21 protein-coding genes are annotated in these 22,818 nt (G+C 59.7%); 3 read left to right on the forward strand and 18 right to left on the reverse strand.

Annotation, left to right across the window (positions count from 1 at the left end):
- Positions 1-23: 23 nt before the first annotated feature.
- The 8 genes from E1K68_RS26385 to E1K68_RS26420 form a co-directional block, all read right to left on the reverse strand.
- A complete protein-coding gene (locus E1K68_RS26385) occupies positions 24-908 on the reverse strand; it encodes an ABC transporter permease subunit (protein ID WP_003195236.1) in 885 nt (294 codons plus the stop codon).
- Positions 905-1,786: an ABC transporter permease subunit gene (locus tag E1K68_RS26390; RefSeq protein ID WP_244175850.1), complete on the reverse strand. Its 882-nt coding sequence runs from the start codon at positions 1,784-1,786 to the stop codon at positions 905-907. Before E1K68_RS26390 ends, E1K68_RS26385 begins: the two co-directional genes overlap by 4 nt.
- Before the next feature lie 35 nt (positions 1,787-1,821).
- A complete protein-coding gene (potA, locus tag E1K68_RS26395) occupies positions 1,822-2,964 on the reverse strand; it encodes a polyamine ABC transporter ATP-binding protein (protein WP_003195240.1) in 1,143 nt (380 codons plus the stop codon).
- 66 nt (positions 2,965-3,030) lie between these two features.
- Complete coding sequence (locus E1K68_RS26400) at positions 3,031-4,125, reverse strand: polyamine ABC transporter substrate-binding protein (protein WP_098950091.1); 1,095 nt, start codon at positions 4,123-4,125, stop codon at positions 3,031-3,033.
- 239 nt (positions 4,126-4,364) lie between these two features.
- Positions 4,365-5,459 (reverse strand): polyamine ABC transporter substrate-binding protein, encoded by a 1,095-nt coding sequence (locus tag E1K68_RS26405; RefSeq protein WP_032897707.1) that lies wholly within the window; start codon positions 5,457-5,459, stop codon positions 4,365-4,367.
- Between the two features lie 183 nt (positions 5,460-5,642).
- Positions 5,643-7,007 (reverse strand): aspartate aminotransferase family protein, encoded by a 1,365-nt coding sequence (locus E1K68_RS26410; protein WP_212614838.1) that lies wholly within the window; start codon positions 7,005-7,007, stop codon positions 5,643-5,645.
- 58 nt (positions 7,008-7,065) lie between these two features.
- On the reverse strand, positions 7,066-8,424 hold the full coding sequence (locus tag E1K68_RS26415; protein ID WP_003195249.1) for a glutamine synthetase family protein: 1,359 nt from the start codon (positions 8,422-8,424) through the stop codon (positions 7,066-7,068).
- 79 nt (positions 8,425-8,503) lie between these two features.
- Entirely contained in the window at positions 8,504-8,743 is a 240-nt protein-coding gene (locus E1K68_RS26420; RefSeq protein ID WP_080765515.1) for a hypothetical protein, read from the reverse strand.
- Between the two features lie 278 nt (positions 8,744-9,021).
- On the opposite strand from E1K68_RS26420, the gene E1K68_RS26425 reads away from it, so the two are divergent.
- Positions 9,022-10,398 carry a glutamine synthetase family protein gene (locus E1K68_RS26425; RefSeq protein ID WP_003195252.1) on the forward strand — a complete coding sequence of 459 codons (1,377 nt, stop codon included), beginning with the start codon at positions 9,022-9,024 and terminating at the stop codon, positions 10,396-10,398.
- 232 nt (positions 10,399-10,630) lie between these two features.
- On the forward strand, positions 10,631-11,260 hold the full coding sequence (locus E1K68_RS26430; protein WP_003195254.1) for a TetR/AcrR family transcriptional regulator: 630 nt from the start codon (positions 10,631-10,633) through the stop codon (positions 11,258-11,260).
- Positions 11,261-11,385: 125 nt separating this feature from the next.
- Here E1K68_RS26430 and E1K68_RS26435 read toward each other — a convergent pair whose 3' ends face one another.
- The 8 genes from E1K68_RS26435 to E1K68_RS26470 all read right to left on the reverse strand — a co-directional run bounded on the left by E1K68_RS26435 (position 11,386) and on the right by E1K68_RS26470 (position 18,643).
- Positions 11,386-11,601, reverse strand: coding sequence for a TOBE domain-containing protein (locus E1K68_RS26435; protein ID WP_003176783.1), 216 nt, complete (start codon positions 11,599-11,601; stop codon positions 11,386-11,388).
- A 19-nt stretch (positions 11,602-11,620) separates the two neighbouring features.
- Positions 11,621-12,427: an aliphatic sulfonates ABC transporter ATP-binding protein gene (gene ssuB / locus E1K68_RS26440; protein WP_003195256.1), complete on the reverse strand. Its 807-nt coding sequence runs from the start codon at positions 12,425-12,427 to the stop codon at positions 11,621-11,623.
- Entirely contained in the window at positions 12,424-13,209 is a 786-nt protein-coding gene (ssuC, locus tag E1K68_RS26445) for an aliphatic sulfonate ABC transporter permease SsuC (RefSeq protein WP_094773945.1), read from the reverse strand. Before ssuC ends, ssuB begins: the two co-directional genes overlap by 4 nt.
- A 9-nt stretch (positions 13,210-13,218) precedes the next feature.
- Entirely contained in the window at positions 13,219-14,367 is a 1,149-nt protein-coding gene (gene ssuD / locus E1K68_RS26450) for an FMNH2-dependent alkanesulfonate monooxygenase (RefSeq protein WP_137204137.1), read from the reverse strand.
- A gap of 26 nt (positions 14,368-14,393) precedes the next feature.
- Positions 14,394-15,362, reverse strand: coding sequence for a sulfonate ABC transporter substrate-binding protein (locus tag E1K68_RS26455; RefSeq protein WP_137204136.1), 969 nt, complete (start codon positions 15,360-15,362; stop codon positions 14,394-14,396).
- A 97-nt stretch (positions 15,363-15,459) separates the two neighbouring features.
- Positions 15,460-16,053: an NADPH-dependent FMN reductase gene (gene ssuE / locus E1K68_RS26460; protein WP_003195265.1), complete on the reverse strand. Its 594-nt coding sequence runs from the start codon at positions 16,051-16,053 to the stop codon at positions 15,460-15,462.
- 333 nt (positions 16,054-16,386) lie between these two features.
- Positions 16,387-17,025, reverse strand: coding sequence for a peroxiredoxin (locus E1K68_RS26465; RefSeq protein ID WP_003195267.1), 639 nt, complete (start codon positions 17,023-17,025; stop codon positions 16,387-16,389).
- 274 nt (positions 17,026-17,299) lie between these two features.
- Positions 17,300-18,643, reverse strand: coding sequence for an OprD family porin (locus E1K68_RS26470; RefSeq protein ID WP_034134017.1), 1,344 nt, complete (start codon positions 18,641-18,643; stop codon positions 17,300-17,302).
- A 370-nt stretch (positions 18,644-19,013) separates the two neighbouring features.
- Here E1K68_RS26470 and tauA point away from each other — a divergent pair, with 370 nt between their 5' ends.
- On the forward strand, positions 19,014-20,000 hold the full coding sequence (gene tauA / locus E1K68_RS26475) for a taurine ABC transporter substrate-binding protein (RefSeq protein WP_057710215.1): 987 nt from the start codon (positions 19,014-19,016) through the stop codon (positions 19,998-20,000).
- Positions 20,001-20,115: 115 nt separating this feature from the next.
- On the opposite strand, the gene argA is transcribed toward tauA, so the two are convergent.
- Together argA and argE are read right to left on the reverse strand one after the other, a co-directional pair.
- A complete protein-coding gene (gene argA, locus E1K68_RS26480; protein WP_003195273.1) occupies positions 20,116-21,414 on the reverse strand; it encodes an amino-acid N-acetyltransferase in 1,299 nt (432 codons plus the stop codon).
- Between the two features lie 133 nt (positions 21,415-21,547).
- Complete coding sequence (gene argE, locus E1K68_RS26485) at positions 21,548-22,696, reverse strand: acetylornithine deacetylase (RefSeq protein ID WP_169855659.1); 1,149 nt, start codon at positions 22,694-22,696, stop codon at positions 21,548-21,550.
- Positions 22,697-22,818: the final 122 nt, after the last annotated feature.

Consider the following 22,818-nt stretch of genomic DNA (forward strand, 5'->3'; position numbering starts at 1 on the left):
ACATTTTCACCCTGTTCCGGCAGTTAGACCGGTGCTGGCGCCCGGCGCTTGTCCGGCTGTTGCCAGCCATCCGCCGCAGCTTCTTCAATCGCCTGCTGGATGGCCTTCTTGCGATGCTCTTCGGCCCGACGGCTGAAGAACCACACCAGGAAGGTCACCAGCGACACCGCCAACAGAATCAGGCTCGCCACGGCGTTGATCTCGGGCTTAACCCCAAGGCGCACCGCCGAGAACACTTCCATCGGCAAGGTGGTGGAACCGGGGCCCGACACGAAGCTGGCGAGTACCAGGTCATCCAGGGACAGTGCGAAGGACATCATCCCGCCCGCCGCCAGCGACGGCGCGATCATCGGGATGGTGATCAGGAAGAACACCTTCCACGGCCGTGCGCCCAAGTCCATCGCCGCTTCTTCGATCGACAGGTCCAGCTCACGCAAGCGCGCCGACACCACCACCGCCACATACGCCGCACAGAAGGTGGTGTGGGCGATCCAGATGGTGACGATGCCACGCTCCTGGGGCCAGCCGATCATCTGCGCCATGGCCACGAACAGCAGCAACAGCGACAGACCGGTGATCACTTCGGGCATCACCAACGGCGCCGTCACCAGGCCACCGAACAGCGTGCGGCCCTTGAACTGGCTGATGCGCGTCAGCACGAAGGCTGCCAGGGTACCCAACGCCACCGCCGCCACCGCCGTGTAGCAGGCGATTTCCAGGGATCGGGCCACCGAGCCCATCAACTGGGTGTTGTCCAACAGGCCCACGTACCACTTGATCGACCAACCGCCCCACACTGTTACCAGCTTGGATTCGTTGAACGAGTAGATCACCAGGATCAACATCGGCAGGTAGATGAACAACAAGCCTGCGACCAGCATGAAGCTGGAGAAACGAAAGCGCTTCATATCTTGCCCTCCAGCTCTTTGGCTTGGCTGCGGTTGAACAGGATGATCGGCACGATCAGGATCGCCAGCATCACCACCGCCAGGGCAGACGCCACCGGCCAGTCACGGTTGTTGAAGAACTCTTGCCACAACACCTTACCGATCATCAGGGTTTCCGGGCCGCCGAGCAGTTCAGGAATCACGAACTCGCCCACCACCGGGATAAACACCAGCATGCAACCGGCGATGATGCCGTTCTTGGACAGCGGCACGGTGATTTTCCAGAAGCTGTTGAAGGTGCTCGACCCCAGGTCGGAGGCGGCTTCCAGCAGGCTCTGGTCGTGCTTCACCAGGTTGGCGTACAGCGGCAGGATCATGAATGGCAGGTACGAATAGACCACACCGATGTACACCGCGACGTTGGTGTTGAGGATCTGCAGCGGCTCGTTGATCAAGCCCATGGACATCAGGAAGCCATTGAGCAGGCCGTTGTTGCTGAGGATGCCCATCCACGCATACACCCGGATCAGGATCGCGGTCCAGGTGGGCATCATGATCAGCAGCACCAGCACGGTCTGCATCTCTTTGCGCGCGGTGGCGATGGCGTAGGCCATCGGGTAGCCGATCAGCAGGCACAGCAGCGTGCTGAAAAACGCCATCTTCAGCGAGCCCAGGTAGGCGGCGATGTACAACTCGTCGCCCGCCAGCAAGCTGTAGTTGGCCAGGTTCAGCACCACCTCCAGCTTTTGCTCAACGTAGGTATAGATCTCGGTATAGGGCGGGATCGCCACATCGGCTTCGGCAAAGCTGATTTTCAGCACGATGAAAAACGGCAGTGCGAAAAACAGGAACAGCCAGAGGAAGGGAATCCCGATGACCACCTGCTTGCCATTGGGCACGATGCGATCCAAGCGCCGCTTGAATTTCTTCATGTTCATGAGCGAAGTACCACGCCGCTATCGTCTTCCCACCACACATACACCTGGTCACCCCAGGTTGGGCGCTGGCCACGGCGTTCGGCGTTGGCGACGAAGGACTGCACCAGCTTGCCGCTCGGCAGCTCCACGTAGAACACCGAGTGGCCGCCCAGGTAGGCGATGTCGTGCACCTTGCCGCTGGACCAGTTGTGCTCGCAGGTTGGCATTTCGGTGGTCACCAGAAGCTTTTCCGGGCGAATGGCGTAGGTCACCGACTTGTCTTCCACCGAGGTGGCGATGCCGTAGCCCACGTAGATGTCGCGGTCCAGGTCCGGGCACTTGAGCACCGCGTGGCCTTCAGCGTCGTCCACCACTTGGGTGTCGAAGATGTTGACGTTGCCAATGAACTCGCACACCAGGCGGCTGGTGGGGGTTTCGTAGATATCGATGGGGCTGCCGATCTGGGCGATCCAGCCCAGGTGCATGATCGCGATGCGTTCGGCCATGGTCATGGCCTCTTCCTGGTCGTGGGTCACCATCACGCAGGTCACCCCAACGCGCTCGATGATCTCCACCAACTCAAGCTGCATCTGCGAGCGCAGCTTCTTGTCCAGCGCGCCCATTGGCTCATCGAGCAGCAGCAGTTTCGGGCGCTTGGCCAAGGAACGGGCCAACGCCACACGCTGGCGCTGGCCGCCGGACAACTGGTGCGGCTTGCGCTTGGCGTACTGGCTCATCTGCACCAGCTTGAGCATCTCGGCCACGCGTGCGTCGACTTCAGCCTTGGGGATCTTGTCCTGTTGCAGGCCGAAGGCGATGTTCTGCGCCACGGTCATGTGCGGGAACAAGGCGTAGGACTGGAACATCATGTTGATCGGCCGCTCGTAGGGCGGCATGTCGGTGATGTCCACACCGTCGAGGTAGATGCGACCTTCGGTTGGGCGCTCGAAACCTGCCAGCATGCGCAGCAAGGTGGATTTGCCCGAACCCGAACCGCCGAGCAAGGCGAAGATCTCGCCTTTCTTGATTTCCAGGGACACATCGTCCACGGCAATCGTCTCGTCGAACTTCTTCGTGACCCGGTCGATTTTGACCAGCACCTTTTTCGGTGTCTGGTCGCCCTCGAGGGCTTTCTTATAGGCGCCGGAGGCAACTGCCATTTACGAAACTCCCAAAAAAAACTGTGCAGCCGGCCCAATGCGGGCCAGCCTTGGATAGTTTGAGCCTTACTTGCCCGTCTTGACCTTGGTCCAGCTACGGGTCATTAAACGCTGCACTTTCGGGGGTAGCTCAAAGTTGACGAATGTCCGCTCGAGAACCGCCTGCGGTGGGTAAACCGCTGCGTCAGTGCGTATCGATTGCTCCATCAGTTTGTCCGCCCCTGGGTTAGGGTTGGCGTAACCGACTTGATCGCTGACCTGAGCGATCACCTCAGGCTGCAGCAAATAGTTGATGAAGGCGTGGGCTTCCTTGACGTTGCTGGCATCCTTGGGAATCGCCAGCACGTCGAACCACAGGTTGCCGCCTTCTTTTGGAATCGTGTAGGCGATGTTCACGCCTTTGCCCGCCTCTGCTGCGCGAGCCTTGGCCTGGAACACATCGCCGGAGAAACCGGCCGCCACGCAGATGTTGCCGTTGGCCAAGTCCGAGATGTATTTGGAGGAATGGAAGTAGGTCACGTAGGGCCGCACTTTCAGCAATTTTTCCTCGGCTTTCTTGTAGTCGGCCGGGTTGGTGCTGTTGGGGTCCAGGCCCATGTAGTTGAGTACTGCCGGCAGCATTTCATCGGCCGAGTCCATGAACGACACGCCGCAAGTGGCCAGCTTCTTCATGTTTTCCGGTTCGAACAACACAGCCCAGGAGTCGATCTTGTCGACACCCAGCACTTGCTTGACCTTGTCGACGTTGTAGCCAATGCCGTTGGTGCCCCACAGGTACGGCACGGCGTATTGGTTGCCCGGGTCGTTCTTTTCCAGGCGTTTGAGCAGTACCGGGTCGAGGTTGGCGTAGTGGGTCAGCAGTGACTTGTCGAGCTTCTGGAACGCGCCAGCCTTGATCTGCTTGCCCAGGAAATGGTTGGACGGCACCACGACGTCGTAGCCGGTACGCCCGGCGAGCAACTTGCCTTCCAGGGTTTCGTTGGAGTCAAACACGTCATACACGGGCTTGATACCGCTGGCCTTTTCAAAGTTGACCAAGGTGTCGGGGCCGATGTAGTCCGACCAGTTATAAATATGCACCGTCGGTGCGGCCTGCACGCTGGCAGCCAGCGTGATACCTGCACCCACCAGCATGGCTTTGCGAAATAAAGAAATTGGCAAGTGGAGGTCCTCTTAATAGTTGGGGCCTTGAAGTTGTTGCCCGGCAACAAAACCGGCGCGCAACTTACCGTCGATAAACCGATCCGGCAAAACTTTCTGTCATTTATTTTCTGTACGGTTGCCGCTGTTTGTAGGAGCGAGCTTGCTCGCGAAGAACTCACAGGCAACGCGGGCGACCAGAGGCGCTGCGTTATCGTTGACGATTTTCGCGAGCAAGCTCGCTCCTACAGGTTTGTGCGTTATTTACCGGATTTGATTTTGGTCCAGCTACGGGTCATTTCACGCTGAGTTGCCGCCGGCATGTCGGCAATGGCGTAGAGCTTGGATTGCACTTCGGCCGACGGATAAATACCCGGGTCGCTGGTGATGTCTTTATCGACCAGGGCGGTGGCTTTCTCGTTACCGTTCGGGAAACGCACACTGTTGGTGATCGCCGCCATGACGTCTGGCTTGAGCAGGTAGTTCATGAATGCGTAGGCAGCGTCGACGTTTTCGGCATCCTTGGGAATGGCGACCATGTCGAAGAAGCTGCCAGCACCTTCCTTGGGAATGTCATAGGCGATCTTGACCTTGCCACCGGCTTCAGCCGCGCGGGTTTTGGCCTGTTCGATGTCACCCGAGTAGCCCACAGCCACGCAGATGTTGCCGTTGGCCAGGTCGGAGATGTACTTGGACGAGTGGAAGTAGCCGATCGAAGGACGGATTTTCATGAACAGGTCTTCGGCCTGTTTCAGATCAGCCTTCTTTGTAGTGTCGGTCGGCAGGCCCAGGTAATGCAGCGCTACCGGCAGCATTTCGGTTGGCGAATCGAGGAAGCTCACGCCGCAGCTTTTCAGCTTGGCGATGTTTTCCGGCTTCATCAGTACGTCCCACGAGTCGATCTTGTCCACGCCCAGTGCGGCCTTGACCTTCTCCGGGTTGTAGCCGATGCCCATCGAGCCCCACATGTACGGGAAGGCGTGCTTGTTGTCCGGGTCGCTGACCGATACAGCCTTGAGCAGGGATTTGTTCAGGTTGTCGTAGTTGGACAGCTTGGACTTGTCCAGCTCCTGGTAGACACCTGCCTTGATCTGCTTGGCGAGGAAGCTGTTCGACGGCACGACGATGTCGTAGCCGGACTTGCCCGCCAGCAACTTGGCTTCCAGGGTTTCGTTGCTGTCAAAAACGTCGTACACCACTTTGATGCCCGACTCTTTTTCAAAGTTGGCGATGGTGTCCGGTGCAATGTAGTCGGACCAGTTGTAGACGTGCAGCACTTTGCTGTCTGCCTGGGCCGCGCCCGCCATTGCGCCCATCAGGGACAAGGCGAGGAGGGTCTTGCCAGCGTTCTTCAAACCTAATGCCTTCATTTGGTGATGCTCCAATTTTTTCTTTTTTGGGCCACAAGCGTTGTATGTTTTACGGCCCAACCGAAGGGCAACAAAACAGGGCGACAGTCTGGCAAGTTCAGGGGCCGGCTTTCAACCAAAGCCCCTGCATTTTTAACTGCCCAATGCACCGCGCACTGAGCCTAGCACTTAGCCCTGCAAGGCAGCCAAAGTCAGGTCCAGGCAATGGCGGGCCTTGGTTACCAGCTCGTCGATTTCAGCCTTGCTGATGACCAGCGGCGGCGAAATGATCATGGTGTCGCCCACGGCGCGCATGATCAGGCCATTCTCGAAGCAGAAGGTTCGGCAGATCATGCCGGCGCCTTTGCCTTCGTGACGCTTGCGCGTCGCCTTGTCCTGCACCAGCTCGATCGCCCCGAGCATGCCGACGCCGCGTACTTCACCCACCAGCGGATGATCGCCCAGTTCCCTCAGACGTTTCTGCAAATACGGTGCCGTTTCTTCGTGCACACGGTTAACGATTTTTTCATCGCGCAGGATGCGGATGTTTTCCAGGGCCACAGCCGCAGCGACCGGGTGACCGGAGTAGGTAAAGCCGTGGTTGAAATCGCCCCCTTCGTTGAGCACCGCCACCACTTCGTCGCGCACGATCAGGCCGCCCATGGGCACGTAGCCCGAGGTCAGGCCCTTGGCGATGGTCATCATGTGCGGCTTGAGGTCGTAGAAATCGCTACCGAACCACTCACCGGTACGGCCGAAACCGCAGATTACTTCGTCGGCGACAAACAGGATGTCGTACTTGGCGAGGATTTCCTTGATGCGCGGCCAGTACGTGGTAGGCGGCACAATTACGCCACCGGCGCCCTGGATCGGCTCGGCAATAAAGGCGCCGACGTTGTCCACGCCCAGCTCCAGGATTTTCTCTTCCAACTGGTTGGCGGCCCACACACCGAATTCCTCGGGGCTCATGTCGCCGCCTTCGCCAAACCAGTACGGCTGGGCGATGTGGGTAATGCCCGGGATCGGCAAGTCGCCCTGCTCGTGCATATAGGTCATGCCGCCCAGACTGGCGCCGGCCACGGTAGAGCCGTGGTAGCCATTCTTGCGGGCAATGATGGTTTTCTTGTTGGGCTGGCCCTTGATCGCCCAGTAGTGGCGGACCATGCGCAACATGGTGTCGTTGCCTTCGGAGCCAGAGCCGGTGAAGAACACGTGGTTCATGCCGGCCGGCGCGACATCGGAAATGACCTTGGCCAACTCCAATACCGGCGGGTGTGCGGTCTGGAAGAACAGGTTGTAGTACGGCAGTTCTTTCATTTGCTTGGCGGCGGCATCGGCCAGTTCATCGCGACCGTAACCGATCGCCACACACCACAGGCCGGCCATACCGTCGAGGATCTTGTTGCCTTCGCTGTCCCACAGGTAAACGCCGTGGGCTTTGGTGATGATCCTTGGGCCTTTCTCTTTCAATTGCTTGAAGTCGCTGAACGGCGCCAGATGGTGATCATTGCTCAAGGCTTGCCATTCACGGGTTTGCGGGTTGTTGCTGGACATACCGATCTCCTAGACTTTTCAGTGAAGGGCGCGCCGTTTGAAGGGCGCGCCCGGCGCATCAGACGGCGAAGAGCAGGAATTCCCGCTCCCACGAACTGATCACGCGCTTGAAGTTTTCATGCTCGGCCCGCTTGACCGCGACGTAGCCTGTGATGAATTTTTGCCCCAGGTATTTCTCGATGGTCTTGCTGTTTTCCATGCGTTCCAGGGCGTCTTCGATGGTCAACGGCAGACGCAGGTTGCGTCGCTCGTAACCACGGCCCACCACCGGCGCGCTCGGGTTATGGCCTTCGACCATGCCGATGTAGCCGCACAACAGGCTGGCGGCAATCGCCAGGTACGGGTTGGCGTCGGCGCCCGGCAGGCGGTTTTCCACGCGGCGGTTCTGCGGGCCGGCATCCGGGACGCGCAGGCCGACAGTGCGGTTTTCTTCGCCCCATTCCACGTTCACCGGCGCCGAGGTATCGGGCAGGAAGCGGCGGAACGAGTTCACGTTGGGGGCGAATAAAGGCAGCAATTCAGGGATGAATTTCTGCAGGCCGCCAATGTGGTTGAGGAACAGTTGGCTCATGGTCCCGTCTTCATTGGAGAAGACGTTCTTGCCGGTGGCGATGTCGATGATGCTCTGGTGCAGGTGCATCGCGCTGCCGGGCTCGCCGGTCATGGGCTTGGCCATGAAGGTGGCGGCCACGTCGTGCTTGAGCGCGGCTTCGCGCATGGTGCGCTTGAACACCAGGATCTGGTCGGCCAGGGACAGGGCATCGCCGTGACGGAAGTTGATTTCCATCTGCGCGGTGCCGTCCTCGTGGATCAGGGTGTCGAGGTCCAGTTCCTGCAGTTCGCACCAGTCGTAGACGTCTTCGAACAGCGGGTCGAATTCGTTGGCCGCTTCTATAGAGAAGGACTGGCGACCGGTTTCCGGGCGGCCGGAGCGGCCAATCGGCGGTTGCAGCGGGAAGTCCGGGTCTTCGCAGCGCTTGGTCAGGTAGAACTCCATCTCCGGCGCCACGATGGGCTGCCAGCCGCGGTCGGAATAGAGCTTGAGGACTTTCTTGAGCACGTTGCGCGGCGACAGCTCGATCGGGTTGCCTTGCTTGTCGTAGGTGTCGTGGATCACCTGGGCGGTCGGCTCGATGGCCCACGGCACCAGAAATACCGCGTTCTGGTCGGGGCGGCAGATCATGTCGATGTCGGCCGGGTCGAGCAATTCGTAATAGATGTCGTCTTCGACATAGTCGCCGGTCACGGTCTGCAACAGAACGCTTTCGGGCAGGCGCATGCCTTTTTCGGCAATGAACTTGTTGGTCGGCGAGATCTTGCCCCGGGTAATACCGGTGAGGTCGCCAATCATGCATTCGACTTCTGTGATCTTGTGGTCTTTCAACCAATCGGTGAGCTGGTCGAGGTTGTTACTCATAAATGCCTCTGGGCTGGGTTTCCTGGCATCCATTAAAGGCCAGGCGTTGGTTGACGCAGCATCCGCGTCGTTTTTTCATTCAGGGTAGGAGCTTACCTGCCATTTGCCCATGGGTTGCATTCCTCAGGCCAAAGTTGTGCAGAATCACGATCGGCACAGCGGATGAGGGCAGGTCAGTGGCGTAGGAGATGGCAAAAAGGAGATCGGCCGGGCCGTCAAGAATATTGGCCGGTGCCTGGGCATTCACACGGGGCGAACGAGCTGCGGACAAAGCCTGGCTGGAGCAGGCGCAGACGCCGATTGGCGGCAGGTGAAACATGAAGCACCCCGGTATTATTGCTGTTATGGGTTTGAATCGAGCTTAGCCTTGTTCATTTTTTTACACAACACCCCCGTAAAAAATCCTACACGGCCCGCTCAAGCCTGCAGGTCCCAAGCCCCTCAAACCCAAAAAATCGCCCCAAAACCCCGCAAAAAAGGCTTCGTGGCGCTTTTTTAGGGCAAAAAATGCCTCGCTTGACTTCGGCAGGCCGTTCGGGTTGACTGAAACCAGAAAAGATCAATGATTGATATTTTTAACAACAAAGGTGTTGCATCATGTCGGTACCCCCGCGTGCCGTTCAGCTTAACGAAGCGAACGCGTTCCTTAAGGATCATCCTGAGGTTCTGTACGTAGACCTTCTAATTGCGGATATGAATGGTGTGGTGCGCGGTAAGCGCATCGAACGCACCAGCCTCCACAAGGTTTACGAGAAGGGCATTAACCTGCCTGCCTCTTTATTTGCCCTGGATATCAACGGCTCTACGGTGGAAAGCACCGGCCTGGGCCTGGACATCGGTGATGCTGACCGAATCTGTTATCCAATCCCCGACACCCTGTGCAATGAACCCTGGCAAAAGCGCCCTACCGCGCAACTGCTGATGACCATGCACGAACTCGAAGGTGAACCTTTCTTCGCCGATCCGCGCGAAGTGCTCCGCCAAGTTGTTACCAAGTTTGACGACCTCGGTCTGACCATCTGCGCCGCCTTCGAGCTTGAGTTCTACCTGATCGACCAGGAGAACGTGAACGGCCGCCCGCAACCGCCCCGCTCGCCGATCTCCGGCAAACGCCCGCACTCGACACAGGTCTACCTGATCGACGACCTCGACGAATACGTCGACTGCCTCCAGGACATTCTGGAAGGTGCCAAGGAGCAAGGCATCCCGGCGGACGCCATCGTCAAGGAAAGTGCCCCGGCGCAGTTCGAAGTGAACCTGCACCACGTCGCCGACCCGATCAAGGCCTGCGACTACGCGGTACTGCTCAAACGCCTGATCAAGAACATCGCCTACGACCATGAGATGGACACCACCTTCATGGCCAAGCCTTACCCAGGCCAGGCAGGCAACGGGCTGCACGTACACATCTCCATTCTGGACAAGGACGGCAAGAACATCTTTGCCAGCGAGGATCCCGAGCAGAACGCCGCATTGCGTCACGCGATCGGCGGTGTGCTGGAGACCCTACCCGCCCAAATGGCGTTTCTGTGCCCCAACGTCAACTCCTACCGTCGTTTCGGCGCACAGTTCTACGTGCCGAACTCGCCGTGCTGGGGCCTGGATAACCGCACCGTGGCGATTCGCGTACCCACCGGCTCGTCCGATGCCGTGCGTATCGAACACCGCGTGGCTGGCGCCGATGCCAACCCTTACCTGCTGATGGCCTCGGTACTGGCGGGCGTGCACCACGGCCTGACCAACAAGATCGAGCCGAACGCTCCGGTGGAAGGCAACAGCTACGAGCAGAACGAGCAGAGCCTGCCTAACAACCTGCGCGATGCCTTGCGCGAGTTGGACGACAGTGAGGTGATGGCCAAGTACATCGATCCTAAATACATCGATATCTTCGTCGCCTGTAAGGAAAGTGAGCTGGAGGAGTTTGAACACTCCATCTCCGACCTTGAGTACAACTGGTACTTGCATACCGTGTAAGCGGTGGTAGCTGTCGAAGGAACGCCGCTGGCTTTGGTCCGCGGCGTTTTTTTATGGGTTTATTTTGGGAAACCGAGTTGGCCTCATCGCAGGCAAGCCAGCTCCCACAGTGGATCGCATTTCAAGGCTTGAACTCGGTCAAATGTGGGAGCTGGCTTGCCTGCGATAGCGGCCTGGCAGACAACACAACCTTCCTGCTCATACAATGCCCGCTGCCTTGTAGGAGACATCCATGACCACCCGCCCCGCCACTGTTCGCAAACCCCGCGCCCGCAGCCAGGCCCGGATCGATGCGATCCTCGACGCCGCCCGCACCTTGCTGGCCGCCGAAGGTGTGGCCAGTTTGTCGATCTACAGCGTGGCCGAACGGGCACAGATTCCGCCGTCGTCGGTGTACCACTTTTTCGCCAGTGTGCCGGCATTGCTGGAGGCGTTGACCGCTGACATTCACGCGGCCTTTCGCGCCGCCATCCAGGCGCCCATCGAGCATGAATCTCTCAAGCATTGGCGCGACCTGTCCTACATCGTTGAACAACGCATGCTCAGCATCTACAGCAACGATGCCGCGGCGCGCCAGTTGATCCTGGCCCAGCACGGCTTGACCGAAGTGACCCAGGCCGATCGCCAGCATGATCTGGAATTGGGCGACTTGATGCTGGCGGTGTTCAATCGCCACTTTGAAGTGCCAACGCTACCGAGCGATGTGGATGTGTTTGCCCTGGCGCTGGAGTTGAGCGACCGCGTGTACGCGCGCTCGGTGCATCAGCATGGGCTGATTACGCCGCGCATGGCGGAGGAAGGGATGCGGGTGTTTGATGCGTATGTGGGGCTTTATTTGCCGGCCTATCTGCCCAAGCGCTGATCGTTCCCACGCTCTGCGTGGGAATACATCCCGTGACGCTCTGCGTCACCTTTGGCACAGCGGGACGCGGAGCGCCCCAGGCGGCATTCCCACGCAGAGCGTGGGAACGATCAGGACAGTGCCAATCACAACTTGGCAATCGACACCTCAGTGGATTTCACAAAAGCAATCACTTCACTGCCGATCACCAGCTCCAACTCCTTGACCGAACGGGTGGTGATCACCGAAGTGACAATGCCGGACGCGGTCTGCACGTCAATTTCCGACAGCACGTCGCCGACCACGATTTCCTTGATGGTGCCTTTGAACTGGTTACGCACGTTGATGGCTTTAATCGTCATGATGTTTTTCCTGTGTGAGTTATTGAGCCCAACGCAATTGCGTCGGCAGCGGTGAAACAGGTTCGGGTTCCGGTGGAGAACCGGGGAGCGACAGCACGCGATTGAGCACTTCGGCTTCCAGCGCGGCCAGGCGGTGTGAACCACGGGCCCGTGGGCGTGGCAGGTCGATGGTCAGGTCGAGGCCGATTTCGCCGTTTTCAATCAGAATCACGCGGTCGGCAATCGCCACGGCTTCGCTGACGTCGTGGGTCACCAGCAACACCGTGAAACCGTGCTTGCGCCACAGGTTTTCGATCAGTTGCTGCATCTCGATGCGGGTCAGGGCATCCAGTGCGCCCAGCGGCTCATCGAGCAGCAACAAGCGCGGCTGGTGGATCAACGCCCGGGCGAGTGCCACGCGCTGTTTCTGGCCGCCGGACAACGCCGCCGGCCATTCATTGGCGCGCTCGGCCAGGCCGACCGCTTCCAGGGCTTCCAGCGCTTTGGGGCGCCAGTCGCCCTTGAGGCCCAGGCCGACGTTATCGATGATCTTTTTCCAGGGCAGCAAGCGCGCTTCCTGGAACATCAACCGTGTATCTTCAATCGCCTCGTGCAGCGGCGCGGAGCCGGCCAGCAGCTCGCCGCCACTGGCTTTGTCCAGCCCCGCCAACAGGCGCAGCAAGGTACTTTTGCCGCAACCACTGCGGCCGACCACAGCCACGAACTGCCCTGCGGGAATATGCAGGTCGATCTCTTTGAGCACTTCGCGGGTACCAAAGGCCTTGCGCAATTTGCGCACCGCCAGCGGGATGCCCTTCAACAGGCGCGGAGGTTGTTGAGCGGTCATGCTGCACCTCCTTTGACTTGATACGCCGGGTGCCAGCGCAGCCACACACGTTCCAGCCCACGGGCTGCCAGGTCGGCCAGTTTGCCGAGGATGGCGTACATGACGATGGCCAGCACCACCACGTCGGTTTGCAGGAATTCACGGGCATTCATCGCCAGGTAACCGATGCCGGAACTGGCCGAGATGGTTTCTGCCACGATCAGCGTCAGCCACATGAAGCCCAGGGCAAAGCGCACCCCCACCAGGATCGACGGCAGCGCGCCCGGCAGGATCACTTGCCAGAACAGGCTGAAACCGGACAAGCCATAGCTGCGCGACATCTCTACCAGCGCCGGGTCGACATTGCGGATGCCGTGGTAAGTGTTCAGGTAGATGGGGAACAAGGTCCCCAGGGCCACCAGGAAAATCTTCGCGGTCTCATCAATGCCGAACCACAGGATCACCAGCGGAATCAGCGCCAGGTGCGGCACGTTGCGGATCATCTGCACGGAGCTGTCGAGCAAGCGTTCGCCCCACTTCGACAAGCCGGTGATAAAGCCCAGGGCCAGACCGATGCTGCCACCGATCACAAAGCCCAGGCCGGCGCGCCAGCCGCTGATGGCCAGGTGAGTCCAGATTTCGCCGCTGACCACCAGGTTCACCCCGGCTTCGATCACCGCACTCGGCGCTGGCAGAATGCGCGTCGACAACCAACCCGCCGACACCGACAACTGCCACACCGCCAGCAATAAGATCGGCAGCGCCCAGGGCGCCACGCGATGGCTGATTTTTTCTAAGTCCATAACGGCGCCTCAGCTCTGCGACGCAGCTTTGGGAAGGATGTCGTTGGCGACCATCTCGCCGAACGGGCTGACGTAGCCGGCGCTTTTGGGCAGCTCGGGACGTTCGATATCCAGGTGCGGGAACAACAGCTCGGCGACCCGATACGACTCTTCCAGATGTGGATAACCGGAGAAGATAAAGGTATCGATACCCAGGTCCGCGTACTCCTTGACCCGCGCCGCAACCGTTGGGCCATCGCCCACCAGCGCCGTCCCTGCGCCGCCACGCACCAGGCCGACGCCGGCCCACAGGTTAGGGCTGACTTCCAGGTTGTCACGGCTACCGCCATGCAAGGCTGCCATGCGTTGCTGGCCCACCGAATCGAAACGCGCCAAAGACGCCTGGGCGCGGGCGATGGTCTCGTCGTCCAGGTGGGAGATCAGTTTGTCGGCGGCTTTCCAGGCTTCGTCGTTGGTTTCGCGCACGATCACGTGCAAGCGAATACCGAAGCGCACCGTGCGCCCCAGCTTTGCGGCTTTGGCGCGTACCTGCGCGATCTTTTCCGCGACGGCTGCCGGCGGCTCGCCCCAGGTCAGCACCATCTCCACCTGTTCGGCCGCCAGGTCCTGGGCGGCTTCGGAGGAACCGCCGAAATACAGTGGCGGGCGTGGCTGTTGAATCGGTGGGTAGAGCAATTTGGCGCCTTTGACGCTGATGTGTTCGCCCTCGTAGTCCACGGTCTCGCCTTCCAAGACACGGCGCCAGATGCGGGTGAATTCCACCGACGCCTGGTAGCGTTCTTCATGGCTCAAGAACAAACCGTCGCCAGCCAGTTCTTCCGGATCGCCACCGGTGACCAGGTTGAACAGCGCACGACCGCCAGACAAGCGATCCAGAGTCGCGGCCTGACGCGCGGCCACGGTCGGGGAGATAATCCCAGGGCGCAGGGCAACCAGGAATTTCAAGCGCTGGGTCACGGGGATCAGCGAGGCTGCCACCAACCACGAGTCTTCGCAGGAGCGACCCGTAGGGATCAACACCCCGCCGAAACCCAGGCGGTCGGCAGCCTGGGCCACTTGTTGCAGGTAACCGTGGTCGACAGCGCGGGCGCCTTCGGCGGTGCCAAGGTAATGACCGTCGCCGTGGGTGGGCAGGAACCAGAAAATATTGAGGCTCATGGAGTTGTCTCCTGAATGAAGTCAGATTACGGCGCTTTGGCAACCGCGGCGGGTGGCGTCCAGATCACGTCCTTGATGCTCAAGGGCTTGGGGATCAATTTGAGTTGGTAGAAGCTGTCGGCGATTTTCTGCTGGGCGGCGACCACTTCCGGGGTCAAAAACAGCGCGCCATAGCCCTGGCGTTTCACCGACGTGAGGGTGATATCTGCCGGCAGGCCGAGCAGTGGGGCGACCTGCTCAGTCACTTCCTGCGGGTTGGCCTTGGACCATTCGCCTACCGCACGCACCTCTTCCACCAACGCCTTGATCACTTGTGGGTGTTGCTCGGCGTAGGGCTTGGTGGCGAGGTAAAACTGATGGTTGTCGGCAATCCCGGTGCCGTCTCGCAGGGTGCGCGCTTGCAGTTGCTTCTCGGCGGCGGCCTGGTACGGGTCCCAGATCACCCAGGCGTCCACGCTGCCACGCTCGAACGCGGCACGGGCATCGGCGGGCGGCAGGAACACGGTCTTCACGTCGGTGTAGTTGAGGCCGGCGTCTTCCAGGGCACGCACCAGCAGGTAGTGCACGTTGGAGCCTTTGTTGAGCACGACCTTTTTACCCTTGAGCTCGGCCACCGATTTGATTGGCGAGTTCTTGGGCACCAGGATCGCTTCGCTGGTAGGCGCGGGTGGTTCGTAGGCGACATAGAGCAGATCGGCGCCAGCCGCCTGGGCGAACACCGGTGGGGTTTCCCCGGTAACGCCAAAGTCGATGGAGCCGACGTTCAGGCCCTCGAGCAATTGCGGGCCACCGGGAAACTCGGTCCACTGCACCTGCACACCTTGGGCGGCCAGGCGTTTTTCCAGGGTGCCCTTGGCCTTGAGCAGCACCAGGGTGCCGTATTTTTGATAACCGATCCGCAAGGTCTCGGCGGCGTGGGCTTGAACGATGGCGCCGAAGGACACAGCCGCAGCAAAGAGTGCGACCAGACCACGACGCAAGATGACAGTGCGCATGGCGCTCTCTCCAACTGTGCGATTAGGGTTTTGGCTGCACCTGCTTGGCCGTTGTCGGCTGAGTAAGGTGAGGGTTTCCAGCTTTTCGGGGTGAGGCTCAGATGCTCCAGCGAGCACTCAACAAACGTTCATTCAATACGTCAGGGTCCAGCGGTTTTGGCCGGCGCGCCATGGCGCTGTAGAGCTGCTCCAGGGCTTCGTGCAGACGCTGTTCGAGTACCGGCACCAACTGCGCCTGCACGCTGCCTTCGCCATAGGCGATCTGGCTGTCTTCGGCAAAAATACCGTGGAGCAATTCCTGGGCCTTGAGGGCCGACAGCACCGGCTTCAGGGCGTAGTCCACCGCCAGCATGTGGGCGATGCTGCCGCCGGTCGCCATCGGCAGCACCACCTTATGGGCCAACGCACGCTCCGGCAGCAGGTCCAGTAGGGTCTTCAACGCCCCGGAAAACGACGCCTTGTACACCGGCGTGGCGATCACCAGGCCGTCGGCATTGGCGACTTGTTGCAGCAGGTCAATGACCTTGGGGCTGTCGAAGCGTGCGTGCAGCAAGTCTTCAGCCGGGAAGTCCCGTACCTGGTAACTCACCACTTCCACGCCCTGCTGTTGCAGCCACTGACGAGTTTTATCCAGCAAGACCCCAGAGCGGGAACGCTGGCTGGGACTGCCTCCAAGTGTTACGACCAGCATGCAGGAGATTCCTTGAGCAAGTGTCGGCGGTTCGCTGTGCGGCGATGGCGCCAAGATGGGATAGACCTTATCAGCAGATTTATATATCTATAAATCTTATTTATTCATTTGTTTATTCCACAAATGCATAAGTGTTTAATCAATCGCCAGGCGAAAAAAAAGGCCGTCGAAACGGCCTGAAAACCCCTGCTGTGTGAGACGGTTTGCAACTTGATGCCTTTGCTGTTCATGAGGCCACCATCGCGGGGAAGCCCGGCTCCCACAGGGGAATGCGGCACAGGGGAATGCGGTCAACTGTGGGAGCCGGGCTTCCCCGCGATGGCGATATTCGCCTTAACGATTGGGTTGTGGGGTAAGACGCAGGTACGGCTTCACCGCGCGATAGCCCTTGGGAAAGCGTTTCTTGATCTCTTCCTCGTCCTTAAGCGACGGCACGATCACCACTTCATCCCCATCCTGCCAGTTGGCCGGCGTCGCCACCTTGTGGTTGTCGGTCAGTTGCAGGGAATCGATCACCCGCAGGATTTCATGGAAGTTACGCCCGGTACTGGCCGGATAGGTGATGGTCAGGCGGATCTTCTTGTTCGGGTCGATCACGAACAAGGAGCGCACGGTGAGGGTATCGCTGGCATTCGGGTGGATCAGGTCGTAGAGGTCCGAGACCTTGCGGTCGGCGTCGGCCAGGATCGGAAAGTTGACCACGGTGTTCTGGGTCTCGTTGATGTCTTCGATCCACTTGTGGTGCGAGTCCACCGGGTCTACCGACAGGGCGATGGCCTTGACCCCACGCTTGGCGAATTCATCCTTGAGCTTGGCGGTGAAGCCCAGTTCGGTGGTGCACACCGGCGTGAAGTCCGCCGGGTGGGAAAACAACACTCCCCAGCTGTCGCCCAGCCATTCATGGAAACGAATCTTGCCGGCGCTGGAATCCTGTTCGAAGTCGGGGGCGATGTCGCCCAGTCTTAGGCTCATGGTATGGCTCCTGGTGAGTGCTTATGGAGCCCACTGTGCATGGATTTTTGCTGATTTAAAAAGAATAAATATCGATTTATCTAGACGATAAAGGAATATTAAAAATCAGTTCATTGGACTTGGGAACGGCCTGAGGCCAACATCGCTTTCAAGGTTCGAGAAGGCCTTGAGACGCTGCAAAAAAGAGGGGTTCAGGAAGGGCTTGCGGGGGTTGAGCCCGACTTGAACAGCAAGACACCTTGCCCGGCATTGCGCCGGGCAAGGTTTTACAGTCTTACAACAGCGGGATCGAGTAGCTGACGATCAAGCGGTTTTCGTCCTGGTTACGCGCGCTGGCGATGTCGCTGCGCCACATAGCGTTTTTCCACGCTACGCCGACGTTCTTCAGCGGACCTTCCGGTACAACGTAGGCAACAGTGATGTCACGTTCCCACTCGGACTGGCCGGTGAACTCGGTACGGTTGCTGGAGACGGTGTCGATATGGTCGCCCTTCAGGTAAACCACACCCGCGGTCAGGCCAGGTACGCCGACTTTGGCGAAGTCGTAGGAGTAGCGAGCTTGCCAGGTACGCTCGCCGGCACGGGCGAACTTCTGGATCTGCATGTCGGTGGTGATGTAAGCCGACGAGCCGTCACCCTGGTTCAGCCAAGGGAAGTCGCTGCTGCCGTTGCTGACCTGATAACCGCCACCAAAAGTGTGACCGGCTACCGAGTACAGGAACAGGCCGCTGTACAGGTTGTTGTCGACTTTGCCACGGCCGGAGTTCACGCCGCCGTAGTTGCCCGTCGAGAAGTAAGCGGACTGGTTGCCGTTGTTACCATCGTCGGAGCTGTTGAAGTAGCGCAGGTCAGACTTCAGCACGCCAGGGCCGATAGCCCAGTTGTGGGTCAGGCCCAGGAAGTGTTGCTTGTAGAAATCTTCCAGGTTGCCGTAGTAGTACTGGGCGGTCAGATCCTTGGTGATCTTGTAGTCGCCACCGGCGTAGTAGAACTTGTTGCTCGAACGCCAGTTCACGCCACGGCTGTTGGCGCCGGAGATGGACAGGCTTTCGTTGTTGCTGGAGTTACGGCCCTTGGCTTTTTCGATCTGGCCGGCAACCAGGGTCAGGTCCTTGATGTCGCTGGAGGTGATCTGGCCACCCTGGAAGGTCTGCGGCAGCATACGACCATCGTTGGTGACGATGACCGGCAGCTTAGGCTGCAAGGTACCCAGCTTCAGTTCGGTCTGGGAGATCTTGGCCTTGGCGGTCAAGCCCAGGCTCGAGTAGTTATCAACGGCTTCGCCATTGGACTTGCTCGGGAAGATAGTGCCGCCGTAAGAGCTGGCAGTCGCACCGTTGGTGCCGCCGCCCGAATCCAGGCGAACGCCCAGCAGGCCGATTGCGTCAAGACCGAAGCCAACAGTGCCTTGGGTGTAACCGGAGATGAAACGCAGATCGAAGCCTTGGCCCCATTCTTCGTTGCGGCTCGGGTTGGCCGTGCCTTCGCGGTTATCGGTGTTGATGTAGAAGTTACGCAGGCCCAGTGTGGCCTTGCTGTCTTCGATGAAACCGGCAGCGCCTGCTTGCTGGGCGATTGCGCCCAACGTTACAGCCACAGCCAAGGTGGACTTCTTCATGTACCGCTCCTCTCATTTCTAATTTTTGTATTTCTTTGGTCTCGGGTCTGACGCCCTCGATCCACAGATGCGCGATTAGCGCCAGATAGTGACTACCAAGTCAATCGTAACCTAGTGTGTCTACTACCTTCGTCTAATCGCAGTTGATTTGGTCCCTGCAGGGTAATGAGTTTTTCATACACCCAAAAAGAATTATTTCATTCTTTTTCATACGATCCAGGAATAAGACTTTCCGTGAAGCTGGCCGGTCAGGATAGACGCGCCGCTCCATAAGCTAATTCCTAAAGGGTATTTACTGGTGCTTTTTTAGATCGATTAGTGTGGTCGTACGGTTGCATACGTCACTCACGATCAAAAAGGCGACGCCATCATGGCCAAACGCACATCCTCCCGTCAATTTGTTACAGTTTTTGTATCGCTATTACTTTCTTTTGGTGTCAACGCCGCCGACCTGACGGTGGGCTACCAGACCGGCATCGATCCCAGCAAGGTTCCCCAGGCCGACGGCCTGTACGAAAAAGCCATCGGCGAAAAAATCGCCTGGCGCCGCTTCAACAGCGGGCCAGAGGTGGTCACGGCCATCGCTTCGGGTGATGTGCAAATCGGCAACCTCGGCTCCAGCCCGCTTGCGGCGGCGGCGTCGCGCAACCTGCCGATTGTGGCGTTTATCGTATCGGCACAGATCAACGCTTCTGAAGCCCTGGTGGTGCGCAACGGCAGTGGCATCGACAACCCTCAAGACCTGATCGGCAAAACCATCGCCACCCCGTTCGTCTCGACCTCCCACTACAGCCTGCTCGGCGCGCTGAAACACTGGGGGTTGAACACCCAGCAAGTCAAAGTGGTGAACTTGCAGCCAGCCGAAATCGCCGCCGCTTGGAAGCGCGGCGATATTGATGGGGCTTTCGTGTGGTCGCCGGCCCTGGGCGAAATCCGCAAGACCGGCAAAACCCTGACAGACGCGGCGCAGGTGGGCCAATGGGGCGCGCCGACGTTTGAGGTGTGGGTGGCGCGCAAGGATTTTGCGCAAAAACATCCTGACGTCGTGGCCAAGTTCGCCAAAGTTACCCTGGATGCCTTTGCCGACTATGCCGCCCACAAAGACAGCTGGACGGTGGATTCCGAGCCAGTTCAGAAAATTGCCAAATTGACAGGTTCAAATGCCGACGACATTCCGGAACTCTTGGCTGGTACGACGTTTCCGGATGCGCAGGCACAGCAAACCGCTGCGCTGCTCAAGGGCGGCACGGCGAAGGCGATTGGGGAGACGGCGAAGTTCTTGAAGGAACAGGGGAAGGTGGAGACGGTGCTGCCGGATTATTCGGCCTACGTGACCGATAAATTCATCCCAGAATAAAAGCGCGGTCCAGTGTGGGGGCTGGCTTGCCTGCGATGCCAGCAACTCGGTCCTTCAGATAAACCGAGGCGCCGCTATCGCAGGCAAGCCAGCTCCCACACAGAGCAGTAATCTTTTACAGGGCCTTTTCGAAGATCTTGGAGTTGCGCTGATAGTTGTACAGCGACGCCCGCGCCGACGGCAGGCGGTCTACGCTGCTCGGCACAAAGCCGCGTTCGCGGAACCAGTGGGCCGTACGGGTGGTGAGTACAAAGAGGGTTTTCAAGCCCTGGGCGCGCGCCCGGGTCTGGATGCGTTCGAGCAACACATCGCCGCGCGCGCCGTGGCGGTACTCCGGGTTCACTGCCAGGCACGCCAGCTCCCCCGCATCCGAATCCGCAATCTGATACAGCGCTGCGCAGGCGATGATCATGCCTTCGCGCTCGACCACGCTGAACTGTTCGATCTCACGCTCCAGCACTTCCCGCGAGCGGCGCACCAGAATGCCCTGCTCTTCCAGCGGGCTGATCAGATCCAGCAAACCGCCGACGTCTTCAATCGCCGCTTCGCGCACCAGTTCGAATTGCTCCTGGGCCACCAGCGTACCGCCGCCGTCGCGGGTGAACAGTTCAGTGAGCAAGGCGCCATCTTCGGCGTAACTGACGATATGGCTGCGCCCTACTCCACCGCGGCAGGCTTCAGCAGCGGCATCGAGCAGTTCGGCTTGATAGTTGCTGCCCAGGCGTTGCAGGTGCGCAGGCACTTGTTGTGGGCGCAATTCACGCACCAGGCGGCCGTTCTCATCGATCAGACCGGGATCGGCGCCGAACAGCAGCAACTTGTCGGCACCCAGGTCGATGGCGGCGCGGGTGGCGACGTCTTCGCAGGCCAGGTTGAAGATCTCGCCGGTAGGCGAATACCCCAGGGGCGACAGCAGCACGATGGAGCGTTCGTCCAACAGGCGGTTGATACCCTTGCGATCGACCCGGCGCACTTCGCCGGTGTGGTGGTAGTCCACGCCTTCCAGCACGCCGATTGGCCGCGCGGTAACCAGGTTGCCGCTGGCCACACGCAGGCGCGAGCCCTGCATCGGCGAGGACGCCATGTCCATGGACAAGCGCGCCTCAATGGCAATGCGCAGATGGCCCACCGCGTCGATCACACATTCCAGCGTCGCGGCATCGGTGATGCGCAAGCCTTCGTGGTAAGCCGGGGTAAGGCCGCGTGCTTCAAGGCGGGTTTCGATTTGCGGGCGCGAGCCGTGCACCAGCACCAGGCGCACACCCAGGCTGTGAAGCAGCACCAGGTCGTGGACGATATTGCCGAAGTTGGGGTGGTCCACACCATCGCCGGGCAGCATGACCACAAAGGTGCAGTCGCGGTGGGCGTTGATGTAGGGCGAAGCGTGACGAAGCCAATTGACGTATTCGGGCATAACACCTGGGCCTGTAATAAAAAGCAGCCAAATAAAGGATCAATCGTGAAAGCGCACAGCGGCTGATGGTTATCGTCGGAACAGGCTTGGCGACACGCTCACTCTCCTTATGTACGAATGGGCAGGGGTTAATTTATGCAGGTTTCAGGCAGTAGTGTTCGATCAGTTCCCGCAATAGACGCACTGTAGGCGTCAAGCGTGACATTTCAAGGTATTCGCCCGGCTGGTGGGCGCAGGCAATGTCGCCAGGGCCGAGCACCAGGGTTTCGCAACCGAGGCGCTGAAGATAAGGCGCTTCGGTGCCGAACGCTACTGCTTCGGCACGATGACCGGTCAAACGTTCCGCCACCCGCACCAACTCGGCGTCTTCGGGCTGCTCAAAGGGTGGCACTGCGGGGAACAACGGCGCGTAGTCGATCTTGACCTTATGCCGCTCGGCCACGGGTTCGAGCTTCTGGCGAATCGCGGCGCGCAGCACCTCGGGGTCCATGCCCGGCAGGGGTCGCAGGTCGAACTCCAGGGAGCACTGGCCACAGATGCGGTTGGGGTTGTCGCCGCCGTGAATGCAGCCGAAGTTCATGGTCGGCTGCGGCACGCTGAATTGCGCGTTGCGGTACTCGCGCTGCCAGGCCAGGCGCAGGCCGCGCAACTCGCCAATAGCGTCATGCATGGCTTCCAGGGCGCTGTGGCCCAGGCTGGGGTCCGACGAGTGGCCGCTGCGCCCGAGGATGTCGATGCGCTCCATCATCACGCCTTTGTGCAAGCGGATAGGCTTGAGCCCGGTCGGCTCGCCGATCACCGCCGCACGACCCAGCGGCCGCCCCGCCTCGGCCAGCGCACGGGCACCGGACATGGAGCTTTCCTCGTCACAGGTTGCCAGGATCAACAGCGGTTGCTTGAAGGGTTGGCCCAGCAGCGGCAATACCGCCTCGATAACCAGGGCAAAGAAACCCTTCATGTCGCAACTACCCAGTCCTACCCAGCGGCCGTCGACTTCCGTCAGCTTGAGGGGGTCGGTGTTCCACAGCGCCGCGTCATACGGCACGGTATCGCTATGCCCCGCCAACACCAAGCCACCGGGGCCGCTGCCGAAACTGGCCAACAGGTTGAACTTGCCGGGGCTGACCTGTTGGATATCGATGGCAAAGCCCAGGTCGCCCAACCAAGCGGCGAGCAGGTCGATCACCGGACGGTTGCTCTGGTCGAGAGACGCCTGGGTGCAGCTCACCGACGGCGCGGCGATCAAGGCGGCGAACTGCTCTTTCATGGACGGTAACGGCATGCGCGGTCTCCCAACTTCCCGGATGAACCTCACTATAGAGGCATCTGCGCAACACAATAAACCGTTGCGGCACGTTGCCGGGCTCAGTCCTGTACACTGCACGACCTTGGCAGCCACACTTT

The organism is Pseudomonas sp. B2021 (assembly GCF_018135665.1).
In the GTDB taxonomy this organism is placed as follows: domain Bacteria; phylum Pseudomonadota; class Gammaproteobacteria; order Pseudomonadales; family Pseudomonadaceae; genus Aquipseudomonas; species Aquipseudomonas lactis.